This is a genomic window from Pontibacter korlensis (assembly GCF_000973725.1).
GTDB lineage: Bacteria > Bacteroidota > Bacteroidia > Cytophagales > Hymenobacteraceae > Pontibacter > Pontibacter korlensis.
Genome location: NZ_CP009621.1, coordinates 593,130 through 617,894, shown reverse-complemented (window position 1 = coordinate 617,894; position 24,765 = coordinate 593,130). Strand labels below are relative to the sequence as shown.

Sequence of the window (24,765 nt, the reverse complement as noted above, 5' to 3'; positions counted from 1 at the left end):
TGTTCAATTCAATTCTAATATAAGAAGCATATGAAACTGAAATATACTTTACTACTGACCTTGTTCTTGTCTCTTGGATTTTTAACCTCCTGCGATGACGATGATGAAGAGGAGATTGCATATACTGCCACGTACCCCATCTCAGGCGACTGGTCTGTAACCTTCAGCATAGAAACAGCCCCTGGTCAGTTTGAGCCTTTGGTGGAGCATACAGAAGTGTTGATTTATAACACGGCTGCGAATGTGCCTACCGAAGTATGGATAGACGACGAAGGCCACTTCTGGGATTTTAAGGTTAGAACTCCTATCAACATCAACAACCTGACATTTGGAGGAGAGAACCTGGAGAATATGTCCTACAACTCACAGGTTACCGTTACGGATGGGCAAGTATTTCTAAATGCTGTGGAGGTAAATAACATCATGCGAGACAGTATCTACTTCAGGGTATCATTTAGTGATGACGAAGAACCTTTTGGCACAATCTACCACGTGTACGGCCACAGAAGTACCGGATTTGAATAAGCAGCATCTTAGGCATGTGATATCTATTAGTAAGAGAGACAGTGCAACTGTCTCTCTTACTATAAAGTCCTTTTGAACTAGTTCCAGAATACCTCTTACCTTTTTTCTATTTCAGAACACGAAGTTTAACAGGTAAAAACGACCTATATGGGGCTGCTTGTGCTCAAACTTACACTTGCTTTCACTGTGCTTTGTGAGCCCTTGTCGTCCTATGCTAGTGACGCTGCCACTACTGCAGCAAATATGCCTGAGTTAGTAGTGGCTTTGCCTGCTCAAAGTAGAGAAGCTACTGTAAGTGGCACTGTGCGCGATAGCCAGACGGGAGAAGCTGTTGTTGGAGCCGCTGTGCAAGCAGCAAGAGGCAACACAGGCACCTCTACAGACCAAAACGGTTTCTTCAAGCTATCTGTGCCAGCCGGAGACAACACACTCACAATAACTTCTTTAGGTTTTGAGAAGGCAACTATCAGGTTTAGCGGGAGTGGGAATGTTACGCTGAATGTGCAACTCGTGCGTGCTGCGTACCAGCTATCGGAGGTGGGCGTAGTGGGGCAAAAGCCTGCGCACGATAACATCAGAAGTGTGCAAAGCGGCATGGCAAGCCTAAGTATAAATACAATCAAAACAGTACCTGCCTTTTTAGGGGAGGTGGATGTGGTGAAAAGTATTAAGCTGCTTCCTGGTGTTAGTTCTGTGGGTGAAGCAGCCACGGGCTTCAATGTACGGGGCGGAAGTATAGATCAGAACCTGGTGCTACTGGATAATGCGCCCATCTTCAACACCTCTCACTTGTTTGGATTCTTCTCTGTGTTTAACCCGGATGCAGTAGAGGATGTGACACTTTACCGTGGTGGGATACCGGCACAGTATGGCGGGCGCATTTCATCTGTGCTGGATGTGAGGCAGCGGGAGGGAAGTGTAGAGGACTTTGCGCTAAGTGGTGGGTTTGGCCTTATATCTGCCAGGTTAGCAGTGGAAGGACCAATCGTAAAAGGCAAGACTTCTTTCCTGGTTGCTGGCAGAAGCTCTTATTCTGATTGGCTACTGCGCAAAATGCCGGATGCAAACATACGCAATAGCCAGGCTTCTTTTTATGACCTCTCAGCAAAGATAAGCCACACATTCAGCGAAAAAGACAAACTAACGCTCTCCGGGTACAGAAGCAGTGACAGATTCGGGTTCTCTGGAGACACGCTCTACAACTGGACCACTAATGCTGCTACTCTTAAGTACACGCACCTCTTCAACAGCAGCTTCTTTTTAGATATCACAGGCGTAGTAACAGGTTATACTTTCAAGGTAGAGTCGGAGGAGTTAGGCAATGCCTCTGAGTACAGCAATGGTATCAGCCTAAAAAGTATAGATGCTGCTTTTTCACTAGCCGCTGGCAAGCATCAGATAAACTTTGGTGCCATGGCGATGAACTATGCTTTTCAACAAGGCGAACTAAAACCTACGTCAACCGATTCGGAGGCCTTGCCAGTACAGTTGCAGCAGGAGTATGCTTTGGAAGGTGCCGTTTACTGGAATGATGAAGTAAAACTCTCGCCCAGGCTATCGTTTATGTATGGTCTTCGGTACTCCTATTACGCTAACTATGGTGCAGGGCGTGTATTCCAGTATCAGGCGGGTATACCCAAAAAAGAGCGTACTATAACCGATACACTAAGCTATAGTGGTGGGGAGATAATAGAGAGTTATCATGGGGCGGAGCCGCGTGTCTCAATCAACTACATGCTTAACGAGCGAAGTGCTGTAAAGCTGGGCTACAACCGCCACAGGCAATACGTTCACCTTATCTCTAACACTACAGCTGTATCGCCTACAGACTTCTGGAAAAGCAGTAACACCTACGTCAGACCCCAAATTGGCGACCAACTCAGCATAGGCTACTTCCGCAACTTTAGGCAAAGCTTGATTGAAACCTCCGTGGAAGCATATTATAAGCAGATAGAAAACATACTGGACTATAAAAACGGCGCCAACTTATACTTAAACAAGACCATTGAAGCCGACTTATTATCAGGTAAAGGCAGGGCTTATGGAGTGGAAACGAGTGTAAGCAAAACAGAAGGAAAACTAACGGGCTGGCTAAATTACACCTACGCCCGAACAGAAATCTCTATACAGGGAGCCACTGAAGAAGAAACTGTAAATAGAGGCGAATATTACCCCGCCAGTTACGATAAGCCACACACATTTAACCTTGTCAGCAGCTATGAGCTGAGCAAACGTTGGATACTTTCATCCAACTTTACTTACAGCACCGGCAGGCCTGTTACGGCACCAGTATCGCACTATGTAATTGGCGACTACATTGTGCCAAACTTCGGAGACCGCAATCAATACCGCATCCCGGATTATCATCGCCTGGACCTGTCCTTGTCCCTGCTGCCAAATAAGTCTAAGAATAGGAGGTGGGAGAGCACCTGGAACTTCTCTATCTACAATGTGTACGGGCGCAAAAATCCTTACTCGGTATTCTTTAAACAAGTACACGGGGCTCCGCCAAGAGCTTATCAGTTAGCTGTAGTCGGCATACCACTGCCTTCTATTTCCTATGACTTTAGATTCCGCTAAGCCACTATGAAGAAGCTTCTCCACATCGCTTTAATGGCAGTATTGCTTTTGATAAGCAGCTGTATAGACCCTCTGGATCTAAATATAGGTGCCAGTGCAGAACAACTGGTGGTTGATGGAGTGATTACAAATGAACCCGGACCTTACACCGTGCTGCTAAGCAGAAGCAAACCCTACGATTCCTTTGCAGATAGCTGGAGTGCTGCAGAGCCTGGCGCTACAGTCGTGATATCGGATAACCAGGGGAACCAGGAAACTTTTACCGAAACAGCACCCGGAGTATACCAGACGAGTGCAGGTGGTATGCAGGGGCAGGTTGGACACACTTATACTTTGAGCATCCAGACAAGAGACGGAAAGCAGTATACTTCGTCACCGGAAACGCTGCTGCCGGTGCCCCAGATAGACAGCTTATACTTTGCAGTGCGGCCACAGCAGGTTTTAAATGAGGAAGACGTGGAGGAAACGATATACATGGTAGATGTTTTGGCAGATGCACAGGACCCGGCCCAGGAGAAGAACTATTACCTGTGGCAGTGGCAAGGCACTTTCAGGGTAAGTACACAGCCTTGGGATTATTCAGAAAAAGTTAGAGGAATACGGGTGCCGATGCCAAAGGACTGTTGCGAGGTATGCTGGGTTACCAATTCCACCAACAGGGTAAATGTGCAGGACGACCGGCTTATTAACGGTGGCAAGATCAACAGGCATGTGGTGACGCAGATTCCGGTAACGGAGCAGGCTTTTGGTACCAAATATCATATAGAGGTAAGGCAAACCTCCATTTCAGAGGCTGCTTATGATTACTGGCGCATTCTAAAAGCACAGATAGAGAACGGTGGAAGTATACAGGATCCGCCACCAGCTACTATTGTTGGTAACATTACAAATGTAAACAACCCGGATGAGAGGGTGCTAGGTTTTTTCGGGGCATCTGCTGTGGTGAAAGGTAGTCTGTTCATCAACCGGGAAGATCTTGGGGTAAGAGTAGGGATGTACATCTTTCCGGATGACTGCCGGGTTTTAACGAACAGTACAACAGAGCAGCCTGACTTCTGGTAACTTACCCTGCTTCTGTTATAACCTTTTGCTTCTAAAATACTTTGTATAGGAAGAAAAACAAAAGGTAAAAACAGACTATGGAAATCGATTTGAATGAGAAAGTGGCGCTGGTAACTGGCGGCAGTAAAGGTATAGGCAAAGGTATAGCAGAAGCGTTGGCAGCTGCCGGAGCCAATGTGGTTATCTGTGCCAGAAACCAGCAGGAGCTGGAGCAGACTGCCTCAGAAATAGCTGATAAAACTGGTGCCAGGGTAGTAGCGATAACCGCTGATGTAACAAACCAGCAGGATGTAGAGCGGCTTGTACAGCAGACCCTGGAGCAGGTTGGCGAGGTAAACATTTTGGTTAACAATGCTGGCGGTATAGGTAAAACCGGCACTTTCGACGAGGTAGAAGTTGAAGTGTACGAGCAGCTTTATGACCTGAATGTTGTGTCGATGGTGCGTTTAACTAAGGCGGTATTGCCAGCTATGAGAAGTAAGAAGTGGGGACGCATTATCAATATCTCCTCTGAGAATGGCCTGCAACCTTACCCCGACATGCTGCCTTACGACATGACCAAAGCTGCTATCATCAACTTCAGCAAAGGATTATCGAAGGAGCTGGGGGAGCATGGAATATTGGTAAACACGGTGTCGCCGGCATTTATTACCACACCGCTGGTAGACCAGATGCTACAGGGGCAGGCTGAGAAAGCCGGTATTACTAAAGAACAAGCCGAGAAAGATTTTCTGGAGCAGAAGCGCCCTGACCTGGTGCTGAAACGTGCTGGTACTATCGAGGAGGTAGGTGCAGCGGTAGCATTTTTAGCTTCAGATCAGGCTTCATTTATTACAGGCACTAACCTGCGTGTGGATGGAGGGTCTGTTTCTTCTATTTAACCCGTAGCAATGCCGAGGGAGCTTCCAGTCTAGGCAGGTTGGCAGTCAGTGCTTCTGTCATTCATTTAATAAAAACGGCGCTGAGGATACCCCAGCGCCGTTTTTATACTTTAAGGAAACAGATGCTTAGTCTTTTATCTGAAGTTTTAGCTTCACGTCACCTTTCTTTTTATTGATCTTGAACTCGTTTTTGCCTTGCTTTAGGTTCTGTTGTGCTTCTTCTACGGCGGCATTCAGAAGTTCTGCCTGTGGTGTGCTTGCTTCGGCTTTGGCAGCATCGCCAGCGCCTGGGCTATTGCCATCCACAATGGTCATTTCATGGATCAGGTTTGTGGCACCTGCAAACTTGTCGATAAGGAACAGCAGGTAACGAGAGTCCATGTTGATGCAACGCTTGTAGTCCGGGTCATATACTAAGTCACCTGTCATGGCTTCCCAGTTACCATCAAAGGCCAGACCGATCAACTCACCTTTACCGTTGATTACCGGAGAGCCAGAGTTACCACCTGTAATATCGTTGTCGGTAATAAAGTCAGTAACCAGTTCACCTTTAGAGTTTGCATAACGGCCATAATCTTTGGTCTCATACAGTTGCTTCAGTTTTGCTGGGACCACAAACTCCTCATTGTTTGGGTCTTCTTTGGCCATCACACCATCCAAAGTAGTGTAGTAGTTATACAGCACACCATCCTGTGGGCTATAGTCCTTAACACTACCGTAGCTCAGGCGGATAGTTGAATTTGCATCAGGATAGTATACTTTGTCTGGGTTCATCAAGCGCAGACCAGCTACATACAGACGGTTAGCTTTTGCCAATTTCGCCTCGCTTTCAGCAAGTTTTGGAGCAATGTTGTTTCTGTAGTTATCAATGATGGAATTCACGATCTGGAAAGCCGGGTCATTGTCCAGTGCCTTCTGAGTTGGGTTCTTCAGGAAGCTATTCAGTTTTTGCTCGTTTACTACAATTGAGTTGCTGTAAACATGGTCAGCAAGCTTTTCAAAGTTGCCGTTGAATTTCCTCACCATGTTCTTGAAAGCTTCTGGCTGCTGGTCTTTGGCGATGTCTTCGTAGTAGTACTTCATCAGCGCAGCAAACACTTTCTTATCAGCTGGCATGTAGTAGTCCTTAAAGAAGGCGTCCACGCGTGGCTGTACATCTTCAGCTGCTTTCTGAGCGGCAGCTTTGTTGCCAGACTTCAGCGCGTTGTACACTGGCGTCAGGCGGTAAGCCATCAGCAGCGACTCAGTACCCAGTACAGCCTCGTTCAGGTATACAGCACCCAGATTATATTTCTCTATAGTAGCATAGGCGTCTGCAATATCGCTTAGCACATTGCCATAAGTAGCTTTACGCTGAGCGTCGGCATTAGCCCAAGCTTGGAATTTATCCTCGTCCACAATCTTGCCCTCGATGGTACGCATACGCTTAATACCTTCGTTCTGGCCGATAGAGTACTTGTAGTAGTTGGAAGTAGAGGCATACTTAGAGGCATACTTAATGCGCGTAGCCGGATCTTTATCCATGTCTTCTTTCCAAAGGTTTAGCTTCTTCTCGCGCAGTTTAATACGTGACTTGTTCAGCTGGTTAACTTCCAGTTTCAGGCCATGCGATGTCATGAAACGCTTCGTACGGCCCGGGAAACCAAATACCATGGCGAAATCGCCAGGTTCTTTATCGCCGATGTTGATTGGCAGGTGGTGTGCAGGCTTGTAAGGTACGTTCTCTTTGCTGTAGCTAGCTGGTGAACCGTCTGGAGCCATGTACACACGGAACATAGAGAAGTCACCAGTGTGGCGAGGCCACATCCAGTTGTCGGTGTCGCCACCAAACTTACCGATAGATGAAGGCGGAGCACCTACAAGGCGCACGTCGCTGTAGCGGTTGTACACAAACAGGTAGAACTCATTGCCATTGAAGAAGTCGCGTACATAGGTTACGTACTTGCCGTTCTCAGAGGCTTCTTTAGCCAATGCCTGTGTACGCTGCGCAATCAGTTGGGCACGCTGCTCTTCCGGCATGTTGTTGTCTATGCCTTCCAGCACTTTGCCGGTCACGTCGTCCATGTAGTGCAGGATATCTACAAAGAGGCCTTCGTTTGGCAACTCCTGGTCTTTAGATGTAGCCCAGAAGCCGTCGGTCAGGTAGTCATGCTCAGTCGTAGAATGCGACTGAATCTGCCCGTAACCGCAGTGATGATTGGTTAAAAGCAGGCCTTCAGGTGAGATGAATTCACCTGTACAGAAACCACCAAACTGTACGATGGCATCCTTCAGGCTTGAGTTGTTAACAGAGTAAATTTCTTCAGCTGTAAGCTGGAGTCCCTGCTTCTGCATGTCTGTATAATTCAGACGCTTTATAAGCATCGGCAGCCACATACCTTCATCCGCCTTGGCCGCGAACGGCACGCTCAGCGAGACTAAAAGTAAGAGTGAAAGGATTCTTTTTAACATGGAAATTTGTTTAGATTAGTTAAACTGAGGCAAATTTAGCAAAAGTTGCCGCCTTTTGCCGTTAAAACGTGGCTACTGCCGCAAAAACTAGACCATGATCTGGATACTTAAAAAGCTGGTACTGGCACTGGTGTGGGTGTATCAACACATGATTTCACCACTAACGCCTGCCGCCTGCCGCTATACCCCCACCTGCTCACAATACGCCGTAGATGCCGTGAATAAGTATGGGCCTTTCAAAGGGGGCTGGATGGCGTTGAAACGGATCGGCCGTTGCCACCCTTGGGGCGGGAGTGGGTATGACCCGGTGAAGTAATCTTGATTGCTGATAATGACCTGTTGCTAGCGTTAGTTTTCAGGTTTGTGTTCTTTTATGATGTTGAGTTTGTAACTCGGCTGGCCCACAGAGCCAAGCTTCCGTAACCAACCTTCGCTAGTGCGCGCTCAATGTCATTAAGTTAAGGGTTTTATAGTACGTTCTTTCTGTTTTTCATCAAGACCGGGGTCTTTCGGTGGCGGTACTTATCTTTCTGGCGTGGGTATTTTCTGCCTGGCCTTACTGGCTCTACATGCTGTAGAAAACTTTCCTTGAGTTCTGGCAGTATTTGCTGCGGCGAATCCGAAGTGCGTAAGGCTACTACATTTTTCTTCAGATGCCCTACGGCAGTTGCCGGGTTGATCCTGTAGGCCAGCTTGCTGTGGCTGTAGCGGTCTTTCGGCTCTTGTTGCAGCTCATCTGCCAGCAAGGCCTGCATGTTCATCAAAAACAAACTTATGTAGAAGGCCTGCGCAGTGGCTGCCTGGCTAAAGCCAGAGAAGCACTCCCCCCTGAGCACACATCGTAAGCGGTCTCTACTCCCCGGCGCAGCGCATAGACCTGCTTTAAGCATTCTACAGGAAACTCCTCTTTACCCGGAGGTGTGGTAAGCAGCAGGGCCACCTGCCCGTTATCCAGCCCAGACTTCACCAGCCGAACCTGTACGGCGGTGTTCCTGCCATAGGCTTTATCTTTGACGGGCATATTCTCCCCCGGCCTGATGGCTACCACTGCATCATCTTCGGCTGATTGGGCAAAGGTCTTTACCTGCTGGCTGAAAGACGACCTCAGGCGCATGAGCACATGCATGTTACACTGTTGGTGCTCACAGACCACCTCAAATGAAGCATAGTTGCGGTCATAGACCAACAAATCACCCGCCCAGCTCAGGTGCTTTAAGGCGGCAGAAGGCTCTCCCTGGGCAAAAGGTTGCAGCACCCCGTCTATGACCATACCGTTAGGCAGATCATGCATCACCGTGATGTAACAGGTGGTTGCTGTGGGTGCCGTAGGCTGCTGCCAACCCCGAGCTAAAGGGCAGGTCCAGCGTGGAGCCGTCTGCGGCCAGGATGCGCATACACTTTAACAGCCCTGCCCTTTCATCATTATCTGTGTAAAACGCCAGGTTGAAGGTGTGGAGTAAGGTCGGTGAAGGCTTCTGCCTGGCCTGCGTGCAAGCACCCAGGCTTAAGCTCACCTTCGGTTGGGCAGGCTCCTTGAAGAACTCTCCTATCTCCAGAGCCCGGCTTTTGTAGAGCCATCAAAACCGCCAATAGCTTAAAAGGTAGTACACGCTTCCTGGTGAAGTCTTGCGACCTGCTTTTATACTTGGCTCCACCGCATTTACCATTAAAACCCCCTTACGCGACAAATAATCTGCTCTTTCTCATGAAAGAAAAAGCAATGCACATAAGATTAAATTCCTTAACTGAATGACATTGGGCGTGAGCTTGCAGCTCGTGCTTATACTTTAGCCGCTGCTTGCCGCCATTCGATAAAAGCTATCCTATATAGTCTCTGCTCATCCTCAAGCTTCACAACCAGCTCATTCCATTGTACACTTTCTGCGCTCAAGGCCGCGGGGCCTCGTCCTGGGGGTAGGGGCCGTCGATAAGGGCATCGCGCTGCGTTCCCTCCTGCGCCAGGGCGCTGCTGCTCACGCGGCACCGGATTTCACAAGGCGCTCACAATCCAAGGACTGGGATCAGGTCAAGTAGCCACTGCTGACGGAGCTTGAAATTACTCCCCCTTTGAAGGCAGGGGGATGTTTATCGTTCACGAAAATTCCCCTCCTCGGAGGGGTAGGGCTGGGTTCGCCTGAATAGCTCTAAGCACAGGGCTTATACTGTAGAAGAAGCAGCTACAGTAAAACTCCTTCCCCTGCTTTTGGAGGTAGGGGAAGGAGTGGAAAGTCAAGCGGAGCAGGGGTGAGTCTAACCTTAAATAATGTTCATCGAGAGCATATTATAGCAAGTATAAAATTCTATTAGGTTTGTCTAAAGCATCAGGGAAATAGTTGAACTATTGGATATTTCTAAGCATATTTAGAAAACGATATATTCTGACCCCATCCTTATGCTTCTGACCCTACTCAACCACCAGTGGAAATCAAGGTACCGCTCCTCGGTCTTTCAAAAGAGCCTGGCGCTTAACATTATCATGGGCTTGCTGATTCTCTATTTCGGCGGCATTTTCCTGATTTTAGGATTTACCTTGCATAAAGTACTGGCTGAGTTGTTTCCAGGGCAATCGCCTGTTGCTGTTTTTAATGGAGCGTTGTTGTTCTACTTCCTCATCGACCTGTTCTTACGCTTCCTGATGCAGGAGTTACCCGTATTGTCAGTACAGCCATACCTGCATTTGCCTGTCAGAAAGGCTAAGCTAATACACTTTGTGCTGCTAAAGTCAGTGCCGAGTATGTTTAACTTTATCTGTCTGCTGGTTTTTGTGCCTTTTATGGTGACGGCGGTGATACCTTTTTATAACCCAGGGGCGGCTACTGCCTGGTTGATATCTCTGATGGGACTCACATGCTTCAACAACTTTCTGCTGATTTATTTTAAGCGGCAGCTTAGCACCAAGCCTGTACTTACTTTACTGTTCGGAATAATTGTGGCTGGTCTGGTGGGGCTGGATTACTTTGGTGTCTTTTCGCTGGTTGCTGTATCAAAAGCTGTGTTTGGTACCATACTGCAACAGCCCTGGCTGGTAGTAGTGCCAATGCTGCTGCTAGCAGCAGCTTACCTGCTAAACTACTATTACCTGAAGGCACACACGTACCCAGAGGAGCTGACAGTGCGGCAAAACATACAAGTAGAGGGTAAAGGAATTGTCTTCCTGAGTCGCTTTGGGGAGCTTGGGAAGCTGGTAGAACTGGAGCTGAAGCTTATCTGGCGACACAAGCGCTCAAAATCGCTTGTTACTATGTCCGTTATTTTCCTGCTTTATGGCTTCTTGTTTTACAGGGGCGAGAGGTACATGGAAGGCTTTGTCGGACTTATCTTTGTGGGCATCATGATGACGGGCATGTCCATGTTCAGCTACGGTCAGTTTATACCGAGCTGGCAGAGCGGCCACTTCGATGCCATACTTACACGGCGTATTTCACCTTACCAGTTTTACGCTGCTAAGTTCTGGATTTTTGTGCCGGTTGCTACACTGGCATACCTGGTTACACTTCCTTACGGGTTCTTCGGGTATAAAATTATCCTCATCAACACAGCCGCTTTCCTGTTCAATATTGGGGTGAACGTGTTTATACTTTTCTTTTTCTCAGTTTACAACACCAGCCGCCTCGACTTAAGTAAAAGCTCGGCCTTTAACTGGCAGGGCGTAGGTGCATCTGTATACATTATGATGCTGCCAGTCATGATTTTGCCTATTCTGATTTACCTACCCTTTGGGTTACTGGATGTACCGTACATGGGTGTTGCAGCCATAGGCCTCATTGGCTTGATAGGCTTCTCTTTTCAAAGGCAGCTACTGCAGTGGACTGCGAATCGGTTTGTACAGCACAAGTATAAGTTAGCTAGCGGATTCCGGCATGATTAGAAGTATAAAATAAGCATCATCATTGAGCAAGAAACATATGATAGAGGTAAAAAACATTGAGAAAGCGTACAGCGGCAAAGTTGTGGTAAATATACCGGAGCTGACAATTGCGGCAGGTGAGGCGGTAGGACTGGTAGGCAACAACGGTGCGGGCAAAACGACGCTCTTCCGAATGATCCTGGACCTGATACGCCCGAGCAAAGGTGAAGTATACTCTAAAGGCGTTAATGTGGCGCAAACCGAGGAGTGGAAAGAATATACAGGATCACATCTGGATGAAGGTTTCCTGATCGATTACCTGACCGCTGAGGAGTACTTTAAGTTTATAGGTGATCTGCACGGTTTGTCTGACGGTGACTTAACAGAGCGCTTGCTGCCTTTCATGGACTTGTTCAATGATGAGATCCTGAAACAGCGCAAGTACATCCGCGACTTCTCCAAGGGTAACCAGAAGAAGATCGGGGTTGCCGCTGCCGCACTCTCTAACCCTGAGCTGCTGATTCTGGACGAGCCTTTCGCCAACCTGGACCCTAGCTCGCAAATCCGTTTGAAGAACCTGCTGCGTCACCTGCGAGAGCAGAAACGCATGACTATGCTCATTTCCAGCCACGACCTGAGCCATGTGATTGAAGTGTGCGAGCGCATCATGATCCTGGAGAAAGGCCAACTGGTGCAGGACATGCAAACAAACGAGAACACGCTACGCGAGCTAGAGACTTATTTTACAGTATAATTGCTTTTCCAAGTTATGATGTTAGGAACTTGTGCTGTTGCAAGCTTACAGCAATCGACATAAGTACTGGTAAAGAAGCCTCCTATTTAGGCAGGCAGAATGTTTTAAAAGAAAGGCCCCGCCATATTTTTGTGGAGGGGCCTTTTTACTTCACTTAGTGCTTATACTTCTGCAGAGCCTTTTTAAAGAACCGGCCTTGGCGGGTAGGCGTAAAATTCCAGTCACTTATCAGCATAGGCGACCACTGCGGGTCAAATACCCAAACAGAGTAGGAAATACCATTGTCATCTGCATACTTGGTTATAGCCTCACCATAAGACTCGTCGCTGATTACCGGTACGTGGGCTCCCTTTTCGTCAGGGCCACAGAAACCGATCTCTGATAGCATGATGGGGTACTTCTTAGCTGCAAAGCCCCAATCTGCGGTCCATTTTGGCTCCCACGGCTTTTCCCGCTTCATAGGGTAAGGGTGGCTTACGTACGCTATGCCTTCAGCATTTATGGGGGCAGTGGCTATAGGAGTAAGGTCGTAGGCCCAGTTAAAGCCAGCTACCAGCGGTATTGCTTTTGAGCCGTTAGCCCTTACAATTGTGATCATCTCTTCATTCAGCTTCTTCCAGTCTTCCCAGCTGCAAGTGCCTATCTGGCCACCCATCACCGTAGGCTCGTTAAAAAGCTCAAAGAAGGCTACAGTAGTGTTGTCTTTGTAGTGGCTGGACATGGTGCGCCAGAACTCGAAAGTCTCTTTTCGTGTAGTTTCGTAGCCCTCGCTCTGGTACATTTCCGAACATAGGTTGCCGATACTGTGCCAGTCTATGTTAACATACATTCCCAACTCATTGGCCCACTGCACGCCCTGGTCCAGCAGCTTCATGTAGTTGTCCTTGCCTTGTCTGCGCCAGGCATCCGGGTGCACCGGAAACCTTACAAGGTTAGCTCCCCAACTTTTCATGGCCTCAAAATATGCTTTGTTCCAGCGCCCCTCGCGGTGCAGTTTATCAGGGTCGCTTGTGTCTAGTCCCCGGAACACGATCACTTTTCCGTCTTCCGTTACAAATTGGTTTCCTTTTACGCTTACCAGGCTTAGTTTAGAAGCTTTTTGAGCTAGCGATACGCCGCTAACCAGGAGCAGAAGGCACAGAAGTGCCGTCTTTACAGAAGATTTTATCATAAGGGGAGTGTTGTTTGTTCTAATGAGTAGCGTTAGCTTTTAGACTGACTACCATGTATATCTTCGAAAAATCGTAAACTTTAACTGCGAGGCCTCCGCGAGCAGCTGCACATTTGTTCCCTCCATATCATCGAACTCCAGTTGCAGTCCGTCTTCGTAGCCAAGCTGGTTGGTCATGCGCCAAATCCGGCTGATCCTTTTGCGCTGGTTTGAGATCTGTGTAAAGCTGAACTGTTGCTCTAGTGCTAAAAAATCTATCTCAGGAAGTATAAAAGCGGCTATTTCGTCGGTGTCTGGGTTTACCGAAACAAGCAGTTGCATGCCGTCTACCTGGAATATTACCCTTTGTAGCCAACCATACTCCAGGTCATGCAGCGCAAAAGCCTGCGTTACTTCCTTGCCAACTAAAAGCTCAAAATCTGCTGTGTTATCCATCTGATTTCTAAAATATAAAATTATACTTTACCAAACTATAGCTGCATCTGTTTAAGCTCTTTCTTACATTTACGATTAAATGCCAAAGAAAGCCCTGGCACTCATATCTTTGGCAGTATAAGCGTATGTGCAATTTTATCAGGCTCTTAAACGTAAGCTAACAGAAAGGGAAGGAGAAAGCCCTTGCACTAGACACTTTGATGATGTCGCCCCCAAGCAAGCCCTTCCCTTTCTCTTCTTCTTAAAAGCCTGGACAGTACCTAGCGGCTGCCCCATCCGCAGGCATGAGTGAGTGTAGGCCCGGAAGATGAATGTTTTTTGTCCACTTAAGCCCCTTTCAGCTATGAAGAATTTACTCTGTCAGAACCTGGGCGCCGATGTGGGCAAAGACGCTCTGGATGTGGTGCAGCATCCCTTCACTTTTGCTGGGTTCGGTCTTACCCTATGTTCTACCGCCTGCACTTGCCGGCTGTTACCTTTGCTGCAGCAAACATGCCCTGCACCGGGATGCGTCAGCAGCTAGAAATATAAGAAAGAAGGCGGTCGGGCAGACCGTTTCAGCTTGGGAGATATAGGGTCGCAGTAGCCAGGTAGCCCAGGAATCCAACCTGCTTTAGCGGTGGGAATGTCAAAAATACAGAAACCATACTTGTATCTGATGACACAGGAAGCTCATTCTCTTAGTGCACCGTCGGTGGGGCTGCTTTTGCATGTGCTGCGCCAACAAGGGCAGGATGTGGGGGCTATTTGCCAGCAGGTGGGGCTCGATATGCAGGTGGTGCAGGATGTAAATGCCCGTATCTCGGTAGCAATGGTGCAGGACCTTTGGGATGCCGCTATAGCCGCCACAAGTGATCCTGATCTGGCGTTGCATGTGGCCGAAATCATTAATCCCACTTCCATGGGTACAATCGCATACGTGATGATGAATGCTGCTACGCTGCACGAGTCGCTGCTGAAGCTGTGCAAGTATCAGGATATTGTATGCGGAGCTATCCAGACGAGCCTGGAGGTACAGGGGCAGCAGGCTTTTATAAAGCTGCAAGTGGTAAGTCCGGTGCTGGAGAACCCGCGAAATGCACTGGATTCGGAGCTGGTTATTTATAAAAATGCCTTTTCGGCACTCGTGGGGCAGCCAGTTTTGTTTAATCAGGTGCTATTCGCTTATCCACGCCCCGCCAGTATAAAGGAGCATGAGCGGGTGTTTTCAGGAGCTGAGCTGATTTTTGATGCTAAAAGCAGTGGCTTAGTGTTTGATGCTTCTTACCTGGAGTTGCCCATAGTAACAGCTAACCCAGAGCTAAACCAGTTGTTTGAGAAGTATGCTGAAGAGTATCTGCAACGGCTGCGGGAACCAAAGACGGTACGGGAGCGGGTACAGCGCGAGATTGCCCAACTGCTAAAAGGAGAGGAGCCAAGTATAAACCTGGTGTCGAGGAGCTTGGCTATGAGCGTGCGCAGTCTGCAAAGCAGATTAAAAGAAGAAGGCGTTACTTACCAGGCACTGCTGGATGAGGTTCGGAAAGAAATAGCCATAAAGCACCTGCAAGATAACCAGCAAACAATAACAGATATTGCTTACCTGCTAGGCTTTGCAGAACCAAGCGTATTTTCACGCTCCTTTAAGAGGTGGACCGGCATGCCTCCGGCTGCTTACCGGCAGCGTATGGCAGTGGCCTAAACCAGGAGCTTTGAAAAATGACTCCTCCCTATCAAAATTGCGATTGTATACTTTGCTGGTAAATTGAACGTACCTTTGCCTTCTGTATTTCCATATCTCATAATGAAATCTCTTTTTATCACTGCCGCACTAACCGGAATCATACTTACTTCCTGCTCTCAAACCCAGACTAAGGATGAAGCAGAAACCCAGGCTGTAACCTCAGCCTTTGAGGTCGATTCAGCATATGTGGCAAGTATAAGCCAATGGCATGCAGAGCGATTAGAAAACCTGCAGAAAGAAGATAGCTGGCTTGCTCTGGTAGGGTTGTATTGGCTGGAGCCGGGCGAGAACACGTTCGGTAGTGCAGCAGGTAACAGCATCGTGTTTCCTGAGGGGAAAGTTACTGCACAGGCTGGTCGTTTTGTTCTTGATGGAGGCGAAGTGAAGTTGCAGGTAAACACAGGTGCTGATATTACGCTGGATGGTAAGCAAGTGCAAAAGGAGGTTGTAGTACATACTTCTGCTATGGAGCACGCTCCTGAGATGCGCCATGGAGCTTTGAAGTGGGTTGTGATCAAGCGCGGAGATAAGTATGCTGTAAGGCTGTGGGATGCAGAGAGCGAAGCACGTAAGACGTTTGAGGGCATCGAACGATACCCAGTACAGGCTGAGTGGCGGTTGGAAGCAAGGCTAGAGCAAAATCCGCTGCCAAAGCAGATCGCTATTATAAATGTGCTGGGGCAAACTTCGCAGGAGCCTTCGCCGGGAGCTGTGGTGTTTACGCTCAATGGGCAGCAATACCGTTTAGATGCTCTGGAAGAGGGCAAGGAGCTGTTCATCATCTTCGCCGACCAAACCAATGGCACCGAAACTTACGGTTCTGGCCGTTACTTATACATGCCTAAGCCCGATGCCAGTGGCAAAACAGTGATAGACTTTAATAAGGCTTACACCCCGCCTTGCGCCTTTACCGGCTATGCTACCTGCCCACTGCCACCTAAGCAAAACTTCTTGCCAATAGCCGTTACTGCAGGCGAAAAAAGCACACTAGAAAGTGTTGAAGTTAAAAGGCTAGGAAATTAGAATATTTTGAGAAGTAAGCAGGGGCTTATGTCATGAGGCTATAGCTTCGCTTTATACTTCACTTCGTAACTCTCCAACTCTCCAACTTCTCCTATGCCATTCCAGCGTTTCTGCTATCGCCTGCTGCATTGGCGTGTGCTCTAAGTTGGGCAGGGCCTGGCGGAGTTTATCATCGTTCAGCAGGATCGTATTCTTCCACAGATATCCCATCTCACTGATTTCGCGCATGCCCGGAGAGAACAGTCCCATTGCCTTAAAAAGCCATCCCGGATAGAGCTTATACTTGGCCTCGGTACCTGCTACCTCGGCAACTTGTGCCTGCCATTGTTTTATACTCGGGACTACCTCCCCGGCATAGTTATATTCTACATAAGGCTCCTGGGGCTGTAGCTTTGCCAGCTCATAGAAGGCTTTGGCGGCATCAGGTGTGTACACCAACTGGTGGGGAATATCGTTTCTATAGAGCCAAGGCATAGCTTTGCCCTCTAAGGCTCCTTTAAAAACAGGCGCTATACCTTCATTCATTACATTTGGACCCCAAAAATCAGGCATGCGCAGGTTTATCACACGGCACTTGCCCTGCTCTGCAGCCTGCCGTAGCATTTGCTCCAGTCTTACCCGTATGGCTCCTTTCTTCGTGCTAGGTTTAGGGGGTGTTAGTTCTGTGATGACATCAATTAATCCAAAATTGTATATGTTTCCTGGGAAAAAAATGGTAGATTTGTTTATGGCTGCGGCCTCAATAACGTTTTGCGTTACACGCTCCATATTATTTTGCCACTTCTCGTAAGGGTAATTAACCCCATGGAAGATGTGCGTTGCTTCTGCTCCTAAGCGCTTCAGCAGTTCACCGTCTTGTGCATCTCCTTCTATTAGCTGTAACGTTGGCTGCTGCCCAAATAACTTTTGTGCCTTCTGCTTGTTACGTACCAGTAGCGTTGCCTGCTCCTGGTGCTGCAATAGTTCTTGGGTAAAGGCGTACCCGATGCTGCCTGTTCCGCCGAGTACTAAAAATCTGAAGGTGTTCGTAGCCATGCTTGCCTAATTTTATTGTTATACGGCAAAGGTATGGTACAGAGTATGTTTCGTTCTTGACAGATGCTGCAAACCGCTTGACATATTGCGCAAAACTATCTCTTGGCTTGGCGCAGAATACAGCACATCATCGTTTCAGCGGAACTATATCAGCTAGAGATTTGTAAAATATATAGTTAATAAAATATTTATGATAGACCCGAATAATATGGTAGATACAGCAATGGCAACCTCAGTTATAACTCCCGAGCATCTTTCGCAAGCTATCTCGTACGTTCAGTACCGCGACATGATAGACAAGCTATTGGCCGAGAACAAGACCACTGGCACTAACCACTCTGATGCAATGGTGGAGTATACCCGAATGAACATGCACCGTATGCGTCGAGTAGAGAAAACTGTGCTGGAAGACGACCTCATTAAGGTGCTTTTAAGCGTGCAGACAAAAATGATTTGGGTAGTACTGACAGAAGCCTGGTGTGGTGATGCAGCCCAAAGTTTGCCAGCAATTGTAAAAATTGCCGACGCCTCACCTCTTATTGATGTAAAACTGCTGCTTCGTGATGAGAACCCTGATGTTATGGATGCATACCTGACCAATGGTGGACGTTCTATACCTAAGCTTATTGCGCTGGATGCAAACACGTTGGAAGTACTTGGTACCTGGGGGCCAAGACCAGAGCCTGCTCAGCAATTGTTCCAGGAAATGAAGGATGCTAATGTACCTTACACAGAGTTTGTAGAGAAGCTACATGGCTGGTATGCAAAAGACCGCAGCCGTACACTACAAAATGAGTTTAAAGAGCTAATCTGCAAGTGGTCTCAATTGACAGCTCCTGCAGACTTAAATATTGCACGTTGCTCTTAATCTGTAGCTGTATGTAGTTCTCATTGAAAAGAGAACGATTGCCATCAAATATACAAGGCTGCTCTAACAGAGCAGCCTTTCTTTTTAGCTTATACCTGCTGTTGGCATCAGCACAAGTCGCCAGCCGTCTGGGTCTGCAACTGTTACCGCTGCTTTTGCTTTCCAGTAAGGGTTTTCGGGTTCTACCTTCGGAAAACCCATCTGAGCCAGACGTTGCACCACTTGGCTGATGCGTTGCTTGTCTTGTATGTAAAGCACCAGCAGGTTGTCTTTTGATGGAGCAGGGCAGGGGCTACCTTGTTCATGCTGTGTAAACTCCAGGTGGTACGGAAAACCAGGCAAGCCTATCATGATACCATCGTAGCCGTTGTGATCTTCAAAGCTGCCGAGCTTTCTCAAGCCAACACCTTCGCAATAAAACCGCTCCACTTCCTGTAATTTATCAGTAGGTCGGGCTATCCGCACCTGTGCTACAGGCAGCTCATCAGGCCATTGTTCTTTCATTGGGTCAATGTTACTTGGTGGCGCTGGTTACAGTTGGCAGTAATCCCAGTACTTCAACATCCACAATTTTATCACCTACCTCCAAGCGATGTACCACGTCCATGCCGTCTATTACTTTAGCAAAGATAGTATAGCGGCCATCTAGGTGTGGAGTAGGCGAGTGGGTAATAAACCACTGGTTGCTTTCTGTGTCTTTTCCGGCAGAGGCCATGCCCACATAGCCCTCGTAGTAGTGTAGCGGAGCAAATTCGGAGCGGATGGAATAGTCTGAGCTGCCCCAGCCATCGCCACGCTTGTCGCCACCCTGGGCCACAAAGTTAGGTACAACTCTATGGAAGTACAGGTTGTTAAAGAATCCCTGTTTAGTCAGCTCCACAAAGTTGGCAACAGAGCCTGGAGCATCTTCTACAAACAGCTGCAGGGTTATACTTCCTTTTTCAGTTCGTAGCAATACCTGCTGGTTGGTATGTATGGTTTTTACCAGTTCCCAATCTATCGGGTGGGTATACGGGTTCTTCGGCCCTTCGCTCTCCCGCCTGCCGTTCAGGTAGTCAATTGTTTTCTGTAGCTCAATGTTGGTTTCCATATCGCGGGGCAGTTGCAATTTCTGCTGTGCCTGGGTTAGAAACTCAAAGTTGCTGTACTGGCTTCGCAGGTTGAGCTTCGGATCACGTATAGCAGCAGCTGCCATGCCTACCAGAGCTACATCGCCGGAGCCAACGGCATGCTTAAAGATATCGGCAAAAGACGCCTCCAGCCTTCTTGGGAAATCTGGCTGCTGGCGCATCAGGATCAGGGCCTCCATGCCGGTGGTAGCAATAATGGGCTCCTCTGCCAGGAACACCTGTTCTGCAATAAACTCATGGTTGTTAAAGTCGCCTGAAAGCGCTTTTAACAGGTGCGCCTTATCGTAAGGCGTTCTGGCGTTGTGGTATTGTTGTTTGTATCGCGGGTTGAGGTAAAGACGGTTCTGCACCTGGCTGTTTTTCAGGATAACCCAGATAACATTGCTTCGCACGCGCGCATCGAGCAGGTTCGGAAGCACACCCAGCAGCGTTTGGGCTGGTACACCGGCATTATTACTGAGAAGAAACTCTGAGGTAGCCACAGCCGTGTTGATGTTTTGGTCCTGCAAAGCGGCTAGGACAGCAGTTTTTATCTCCTGAAACTCTAAGCCTCCCATGGAGCGCACTGCACTCAGACGCACCCGGTAATCAGGGTCGCTCTGGGCAATGTTAGACAGAAATGATGCTTTATCTATAGCGCGTACTTTAGCCAAAGCCTGTGCTGTGGCCATACGTACTTCGGGTGCCTTATCAGAAGTAGCAGCGTTTAACAACTGCTGTCGGTACTGTGTCAGGTCAAGCTTTGGTGTTCTGGCCAAAAAGTTTGAAGCCGCCAGGCGTACTTCATAGATATTGTTGGCTGCCAAAAAGTTTACAGCTTTCTGTACTACCTGCTGGTTTTGCTGTTGCCTCAGGCCCAAGCGGTACAGACCCCAAGCCTGCCCAGCCTGTGCAGTTGGATTTGTTGTCGTGTAGCTGGCCAGGTAATCGGCAGCTCTGGCCGTTCCTGTTTTACCCAGGGCTTCCAGTAGCTGTGCCTGCACTTCAGGGTTCTGCTCATTGGCCAGACGTTGGATCATCCCTGCTTCGGCGCGGCTGTGCCCAATCTGCCCTAAGGCGTAGGCACTAGCCTCGCGCACAGCTGCTACAGAGTCTGCAAGCAGTGTTTGTAACACAGGTAGTGCTGTCGTGTCCTGTACAGAGGCAAAGGCAAGTGCAGCCTGCTGGCGGTAAGGGGTATGTGGGTTACTCAGGTAAGGTAGCAGTGCACTGGTGTTACGCTCGTCTTGCAAAGTATAGATCTTCTGCAGCGTAACATCTCCAAACTTATTGTTAGAAGGCTCTACAGCGTTAGTGCTGCGCTGCAGGGGCAGGTATTGGCAGGAGGCAAGCGTGCCAAGGGCTAGCAACCAAGTGTAGTGTAGTTTCATGAGTACTGTTGTAAAGAAGCCTCAAGTTACTAAAATGCACTGAAAAGCAGCAGGCCGGGGTGCTTTGAAATATGATTTGAGTTTTATATTTTTAGATGTAAATCATATTCAGGCTCTAAATGGAGGAGATCAGCATCAGACTTTTTGAAGGAGCTTATGCCCTAAAGCCAAAAGCAGACCGGCGGATGATGATGCTGGCTGGCATTGCCATGTTGCTACAGCTAAGCCTGCTCTTGTACCTGGTTACCTTCAAAGTTTTTGCTACAGAGCTTGTGGTTGTTTTCCTGTTAAGTCTTCTGGGCCCGGTATACTTTTTCTTCACTCTTTGGCTGGACCACAGGCCGCAGTATCGCCGCCACCTTACGCTTAGCCCTACTGGGGTTCGGTACCGCACCCGCTTTATGCAACCCGAGCACGAGTTTGATTGGGAAGAAGTGGATACTGTAAAACTTGAACTGTTTAAGATTATCTTTGTGCTTAAGAACGAAGAAGTATATGAGGTAAGCCTGGAGCACATACAGAATGATGTGGTGCTGCAACAGGTAAAGGAGCAGGTACAGCAAATGGCGCAGCTTAAAAACCTCGAACTACACTAAAATCCGAAGGCAAAACATATGTATGTAAATCTGTACCCGAGCAAGCAACTACGGTCTACCAAAAGGTCTGTGCTATTTATTGGCTTGTTCTTATTCTTCGGAGGCGGTTATTCTTTACTGAGGGAGTTTCTGTGGCTGGAAATTTTTAGAGAAAGCTGGGCTGTGGCTAGTGGAGTAATGCTGCTGCTGGGGATAGTTTGTATCGCCTTCGGAACAGATGTATTGCGTTTTAAAGATGCTTTTTTCTCCATGACGCCTGAACGTATAGCTTACAGGCTAACTTTATTCGGAGCCGAAACAGTAGTGTACTGGCAGGCAGTAAAGGAGCTGCACGTAACAGAGCATCTCATCAGCTTTGAATTAAGAGAAGGGGACACTTTGAAATTGCGCCTCGGCCACATACAACAACCTGCTATTGCCCGCCATGTATCGCGAAGTATACACTTGGCTGCCTTTGAAAAAGGGATCATGATTAATGGTGTAAAGCCTTCCCCAACAGAGCCCGCGCTGCAAGTATAAACCTGGTAAATAGCTGAAGGTGGTCCTTTAATTACCACCGTTATGTTTATGTGCTGTAAAAGCCACAGCTATGCCATCACAAGTACTTCCTGATCTTGCAGTTAGCATAAAAAAGAATCCTTTGCCAAATTGCGGTCTTAAGTAAAGACTATGGCAGAACAGAAAGAGCGGGTATACGGATTGCAGTTTGGGTTGCTTTGCCTGAGTTCTTTCCTTTTCTTCTCCAGCTTCAATATGATTATTCCGGAGCTGCCCAATTACCTGACCAGCCTGGGCGGAGAGGAATACAAAGGCCTTATCATCTCACTTTTTACATTAACGGCAGGGCTCTCAAGACCATTTAGCGGCAAGCTGGCCGATAAGGTGGGCCGTGTGCCGGTAATGGTAATAGGAAGTTTGGTATGTGTGGTGGCGGGCTTTCTTTATCCCTTGGTAGGTACAGTGGCAGCGTTTCTGCTGCTTCGTTTTATACATGGCTTTTCTACCGGCTTTACGCCAACAGGAAAATCGGCCTACGTAGCCGACCTGGTACCAGTGGAGCGGCGGGGAGAGGCTATGGGCTTGCTTGGGCTTTCCGGAAGTTTAGGAATGGCTGCAGGGCCGGCACTAGGTGGCTTGATTGCCAGCGAGCTCCCTGTGGATGTAATGTTTTACACCTCGTCAGCTGCTGCATTTCTCTCGGTGGCTGTGATCTGGCATATGCAGGAGACGGTTCAAAATCCGGAGAAGTTTCGGCTTGGCCTGCTGCGTATATCACGTAGGGAGGTGTTGGAACCGCGAGTACTGGCTCCTTCGCTTGTCATGCTGCTGACATCCTTTAGCTTCGGCACTATTCTCACCATTATCCCGGACTTTAGCGAATACCTAGGCATAGAAAACAAAGGACTTTTCTTTACCTCATTCACACTTTCCTCGTTGGCAATCCGGTTTTTGGCAGGTCGTGCATCAGACAAGTATGGCCGTGTAGCGGTGCTTTACGTGAGCACCGGTTTGCTGACTTTGTCAATGTTGGTGATAGGGGCGGTATCATCGGTTACGGGGCTGCTGCTTGCCGGGGTGCTGTTTGGAATTGCCACAGGCATGAATTCGCCTACTATCTACGCCTGGACAATAGATCTTAGCCACCACGAGCATCGGGGTAGGGCCATGGCTACGATGTATATTGCTTTGGAGGTTGGTATCGGCTTGGGTGCCCTAGGGTCTGGCTGGCTTTACGGAAATCAAAATAGAAATTTTACAATGGTATTCTGGTCAGCGGCAGTGCTGTCTTTACTGGCTTTTCTCTACCTGATTTTTGTGGTCCGTAAAGCTGAAAAAAATAATTTTTTTACTCCGGATCTGTAAGTGTTTAATAGCACAATAGTGGTGCCTAAAAGCCTTAGTCTTTTTGCTTTATAGTGCAGTTAAAGCAAAAGAGTGCAATAGTGGTAGCGGGATGCTTCCTTTTTGCTATAAACGTTATTGTACTTGTTTTTTCTATTATAGTTGCGTCTATATAGGCTAGCCTATTTGAGGGTATCTTTTTTTGCACAAATCAAGTATGGGTGTTTATTGCTGATCAGGCCGCTGATATAAGGGCTGTGGGGCAATGTGTGAAATTTTTTAAACCCTAAAGTTTGCTATGAAAAAGAACTTTTATTGGAATGTGCTAGGCTGTGGCCTGGCTGCTGCTATGATGATGGGCTGTGAAAAAGCCGAAGAAGTAAACCCTGACTTTTCTTCAGAATTAAGTAAAAACCTGCTAGCCGACAACTGCTACTCTATCAACTTTGAAGAGTATTCTGCTGCAAACCCTGAAGACCTTCCTTTTATCGACCACTTAACAACTCCTTTTGGTACTGTGCGTGTTAAAAACACCAAGAGAAGTATAGACGGAGTTTACTCAGATGTAAACGTTGCTAGAATTTATGACGCCAACAACCCAACAGGCGATGACGGTCATGACCTGGGCAAAGCAAAAGCACTAGGTAAAATGCTGATTGCAAATGAGTTCACGGCACAGGATATTGCAGATAACCCAGATGGTACTTATGACCCTACCGGTACAGGATCTTCTATCAGAATTGCCGGACCTAATGACAATGCATGGGGTGCAACAATGGAACTGGACTTTAGAGGCATTGAAGGTGTTGTTACCTTGCAATCTATTGATGTGGTAGACGTAGATGCGACTCCGCTAGAGGATAAATCATTTGTGCGTTTGGTATTAGCAGGCGGTGGTACAGTTGATTTTCCGCTAACACCTTACGAAGAGGAAGGAAGCATCCAAACAGTAGATCTTAAAGGCACCAAAAATGTTGAGAAATTGATTTTGGTGTTAGATGGTGAGGGTAATGTAGGTTCAGGAGCTATTGATAATATTGTGTTCTGTACAGAAGTAACTCCTACCACACCGCCAGCTACTGGTGGCTGCACACGCACACAAGGATACTGGAAAACACATGCCAACAGCAAAAATCAGAAGAAGTACGACAACACTTGGAATAACTACTATAACGAATCGTTCTTCTCTTCTGGCTATACCTTCTATAGCATCCTAACGGAGCAGCCTAGAGGCAATGCTTATTTCATTCTTGCGCATCAGTATGTTGCCGCTACACTTAATATGGCTGCCGGTGCAGGTATGAGCGGAGAAGCGCTGGATGCATACAATGAAGCAACTGAGCTTTTTGGCCAGTACGGTCCGGATCAGCTGACTAAGAACAAAGAACTGCATGAGAAATTTACATCTCTTGGTACAGTTCTAGACAAGTACAACAACGGCATTATAGGCCCTGGCCACTGCGATGAGTAGT

23 protein-coding genes are annotated in these 24,765 nt (G+C 47.8%); 15 read left to right on the top strand and 8 right to left on the bottom strand.

Annotation, left to right across the window (positions count from 1 at the left end; genetic code table 11):
- Positions 1-30 precede the first annotated feature (30 nt).
- The 4 genes from PKOR_RS02535 (at position 31) to PKOR_RS02520 (ending at position 5,048) form a co-directional block, all read left to right on the top strand.
- Positions 31-525 (top strand): lipid-binding protein, encoded by a 495-nt coding sequence (locus tag PKOR_RS02535; protein ID WP_046308970.1) that lies wholly within the window; start codon positions 31-33, stop codon positions 523-525.
- Positions 526-768: 243 nt separating this feature from the next.
- Positions 769-3,105 (top strand): TonB-dependent receptor, encoded by a 2,337-nt coding sequence (locus PKOR_RS02530; protein ID WP_158453732.1) that lies wholly within the window; start codon positions 769-771, stop codon positions 3,103-3,105.
- Between the two features lie 6 nt (positions 3,106-3,111).
- A complete protein-coding gene (locus tag PKOR_RS02525) occupies positions 3,112-4,167 on the top strand; it encodes a DUF4249 domain-containing protein (protein ID WP_084694701.1) in 1,056 nt (351 codons plus the stop codon).
- 77 nt (positions 4,168-4,244) lie between these two features.
- Positions 4,245-5,048, top strand: coding sequence for an SDR family NAD(P)-dependent oxidoreductase (locus tag PKOR_RS02520; RefSeq protein WP_046308967.1), 804 nt, complete (start codon positions 4,245-4,247; stop codon positions 5,046-5,048).
- A gap of 126 nt (positions 5,049-5,174) precedes the next feature.
- Here PKOR_RS02520 and PKOR_RS02515 read toward each other — a convergent pair whose 3' ends face one another.
- Entirely contained in the window at positions 5,175-7,499 is a 2,325-nt protein-coding gene (locus tag PKOR_RS02515) for a S46 family peptidase (protein ID WP_046308964.1), read from the bottom strand.
- Positions 7,500-7,593: 94 nt separating this feature from the next.
- Between PKOR_RS02515 and yidD the strand changes: the two genes are divergently transcribed.
- On the top strand, positions 7,594-7,815 hold the full coding sequence (gene yidD / locus PKOR_RS02510) for a membrane protein insertion efficiency factor YidD (protein WP_046308963.1): 222 nt from the start codon (positions 7,594-7,596) through the stop codon (positions 7,813-7,815).
- 151 nt (positions 7,816-7,966) lie between these two features.
- Here the strand turns inward: yidD and PKOR_RS02505 are convergent, their stop codons facing one another.
- Together PKOR_RS02505 and PKOR_RS02500 are read right to left on the bottom strand one after the other, a co-directional pair.
- Complete coding sequence (locus tag PKOR_RS02505; RefSeq protein WP_148561618.1) at positions 7,967-8,260, bottom strand: hypothetical protein; 294 nt, start codon at positions 8,258-8,260, stop codon at positions 7,967-7,969.
- Positions 8,261-8,271: 11 nt separating this feature from the next.
- A complete protein-coding gene (locus PKOR_RS02500; RefSeq protein ID WP_046308960.1) occupies positions 8,272-8,790 on the bottom strand; it encodes a hypothetical protein in 519 nt (172 codons plus the stop codon).
- A gap of 1,101 nt (positions 8,791-9,891) precedes the next feature.
- Between PKOR_RS02500 and PKOR_RS02490 the strand changes: the two genes are divergently transcribed.
- Positions 9,892-11,367 (top strand): DUF5687 family protein, encoded by a 1,476-nt coding sequence (locus PKOR_RS02490; RefSeq protein WP_046308957.1) that lies wholly within the window; start codon positions 9,892-9,894, stop codon positions 11,365-11,367.
- 37 nt (positions 11,368-11,404) lie between these two features.
- Positions 11,405-12,100: an ABC transporter ATP-binding protein gene (locus tag PKOR_RS02485; RefSeq protein ID WP_046308955.1), complete on the top strand. Its 696-nt coding sequence runs from the start codon at positions 11,405-11,407 to the stop codon at positions 12,098-12,100.
- Positions 12,101-12,254: 154 nt separating this feature from the next.
- On the opposite strand, the gene PKOR_RS02480 is transcribed toward PKOR_RS02485, so the two are convergent.
- Positions 12,255-13,271 (bottom strand): glycoside hydrolase family 5 protein, encoded by a 1,017-nt coding sequence (locus PKOR_RS02480; RefSeq protein WP_046308954.1) that lies wholly within the window; start codon positions 13,269-13,271, stop codon positions 12,255-12,257.
- 48 nt (positions 13,272-13,319) lie between these two features.
- Positions 13,320-13,706: a DUF6334 family protein gene (locus PKOR_RS02475; RefSeq protein ID WP_046308952.1), complete on the bottom strand. Its 387-nt coding sequence runs from the start codon at positions 13,704-13,706 to the stop codon at positions 13,320-13,322.
- Positions 13,707-14,049: 343 nt separating this feature from the next.
- Here PKOR_RS02475 and PKOR_RS24675 point away from each other — a divergent pair, with 343 nt between their 5' ends.
- From PKOR_RS24675 to PKOR_RS02465, 3 genes are all read left to right on the top strand, one after another.
- Positions 14,050-14,229, top strand: coding sequence for a hypothetical protein (locus tag PKOR_RS24675; protein ID WP_148561617.1), 180 nt, complete (start codon positions 14,050-14,052; stop codon positions 14,227-14,229).
- 102 nt (positions 14,230-14,331) lie between these two features.
- Entirely contained in the window at positions 14,332-15,387 is a 1,056-nt protein-coding gene (locus PKOR_RS02470) for an AraC family transcriptional regulator (protein WP_084694700.1), read from the top strand.
- A gap of 102 nt (positions 15,388-15,489) precedes the next feature.
- Positions 15,490-16,452, top strand: coding sequence for a DUF1684 domain-containing protein (locus PKOR_RS02465; protein WP_084694699.1), 963 nt, complete (start codon positions 15,490-15,492; stop codon positions 16,450-16,452).
- 51 nt (positions 16,453-16,503) lie between these two features.
- Here PKOR_RS02465 and PKOR_RS02460 read toward each other — a convergent pair whose 3' ends face one another.
- Positions 16,504-17,487 carry an NAD-dependent epimerase/dehydratase family protein gene (locus PKOR_RS02460; RefSeq protein WP_046308949.1) on the bottom strand — a complete coding sequence of 328 codons (984 nt, stop codon included), beginning with the start codon at positions 17,485-17,487 and terminating at the stop codon, positions 16,504-16,506.
- A gap of 190 nt (positions 17,488-17,677) precedes the next feature.
- Here PKOR_RS02460 and PKOR_RS02455 point away from each other — a divergent pair, with 190 nt between their 5' ends.
- Positions 17,678-18,355, top strand: a complete 678-nt coding sequence (locus tag PKOR_RS02455; RefSeq protein ID WP_235337160.1) for a thioredoxin family protein — start codon at positions 17,678-17,680, stop codon at positions 18,353-18,355.
- Between the two features lie 84 nt (positions 18,356-18,439).
- On the opposite strand, the gene PKOR_RS02450 is transcribed toward PKOR_RS02455, so the two are convergent.
- Positions 18,440-18,859: a VOC family protein gene (locus tag PKOR_RS02450; protein ID WP_046308948.1), complete on the bottom strand. Its 420-nt coding sequence runs from the start codon at positions 18,857-18,859 to the stop codon at positions 18,440-18,442.
- 10 nt (positions 18,860-18,869) lie between these two features.
- Positions 18,870-20,855 carry a peptidylprolyl isomerase gene (locus PKOR_RS24325; protein ID WP_084694698.1) on the bottom strand — a complete coding sequence of 662 codons (1,986 nt, stop codon included), beginning with the start codon at positions 20,853-20,855 and terminating at the stop codon, positions 18,870-18,872.
- A 119-nt stretch (positions 20,856-20,974) separates the two neighbouring features.
- On the opposite strand from PKOR_RS24325, the gene PKOR_RS02440 reads away from it, so the two are divergent.
- The 4 genes from PKOR_RS02440 to PKOR_RS23315 all read left to right on the top strand — a co-directional run bounded on the left by PKOR_RS02440 (position 20,975) and on the right by PKOR_RS23315 (position 24,764).
- Positions 20,975-21,451 carry a hypothetical protein gene (locus PKOR_RS02440; protein ID WP_046308946.1) on the top strand — a complete coding sequence of 159 codons (477 nt, stop codon included), beginning with the start codon at positions 20,975-20,977 and terminating at the stop codon, positions 21,449-21,451.
- Positions 21,452-21,469: 18 nt separating this feature from the next.
- Entirely contained in the window at positions 21,470-21,970 is a 501-nt protein-coding gene (locus PKOR_RS02435; protein ID WP_046308944.1) for a hypothetical protein, read from the top strand.
- Positions 21,971-22,120: 150 nt separating this feature from the next.
- The gene (locus PKOR_RS02430) at positions 22,121-23,314 is read left to right on the top strand and encodes an MFS transporter (protein ID WP_046308942.1); all 1,194 of its coding nucleotides are present in this window, start codon (positions 22,121-22,123) and stop codon (positions 23,312-23,314) included.
- A gap of 277 nt (positions 23,315-23,591) precedes the next feature.
- Complete coding sequence (locus tag PKOR_RS23315) at positions 23,592-24,764, top strand: hypothetical protein (RefSeq protein ID WP_052738686.1); 1,173 nt, start codon at positions 23,592-23,594, stop codon at positions 24,762-24,764.
- Position 24,765: the final 1 nt, after the last annotated feature.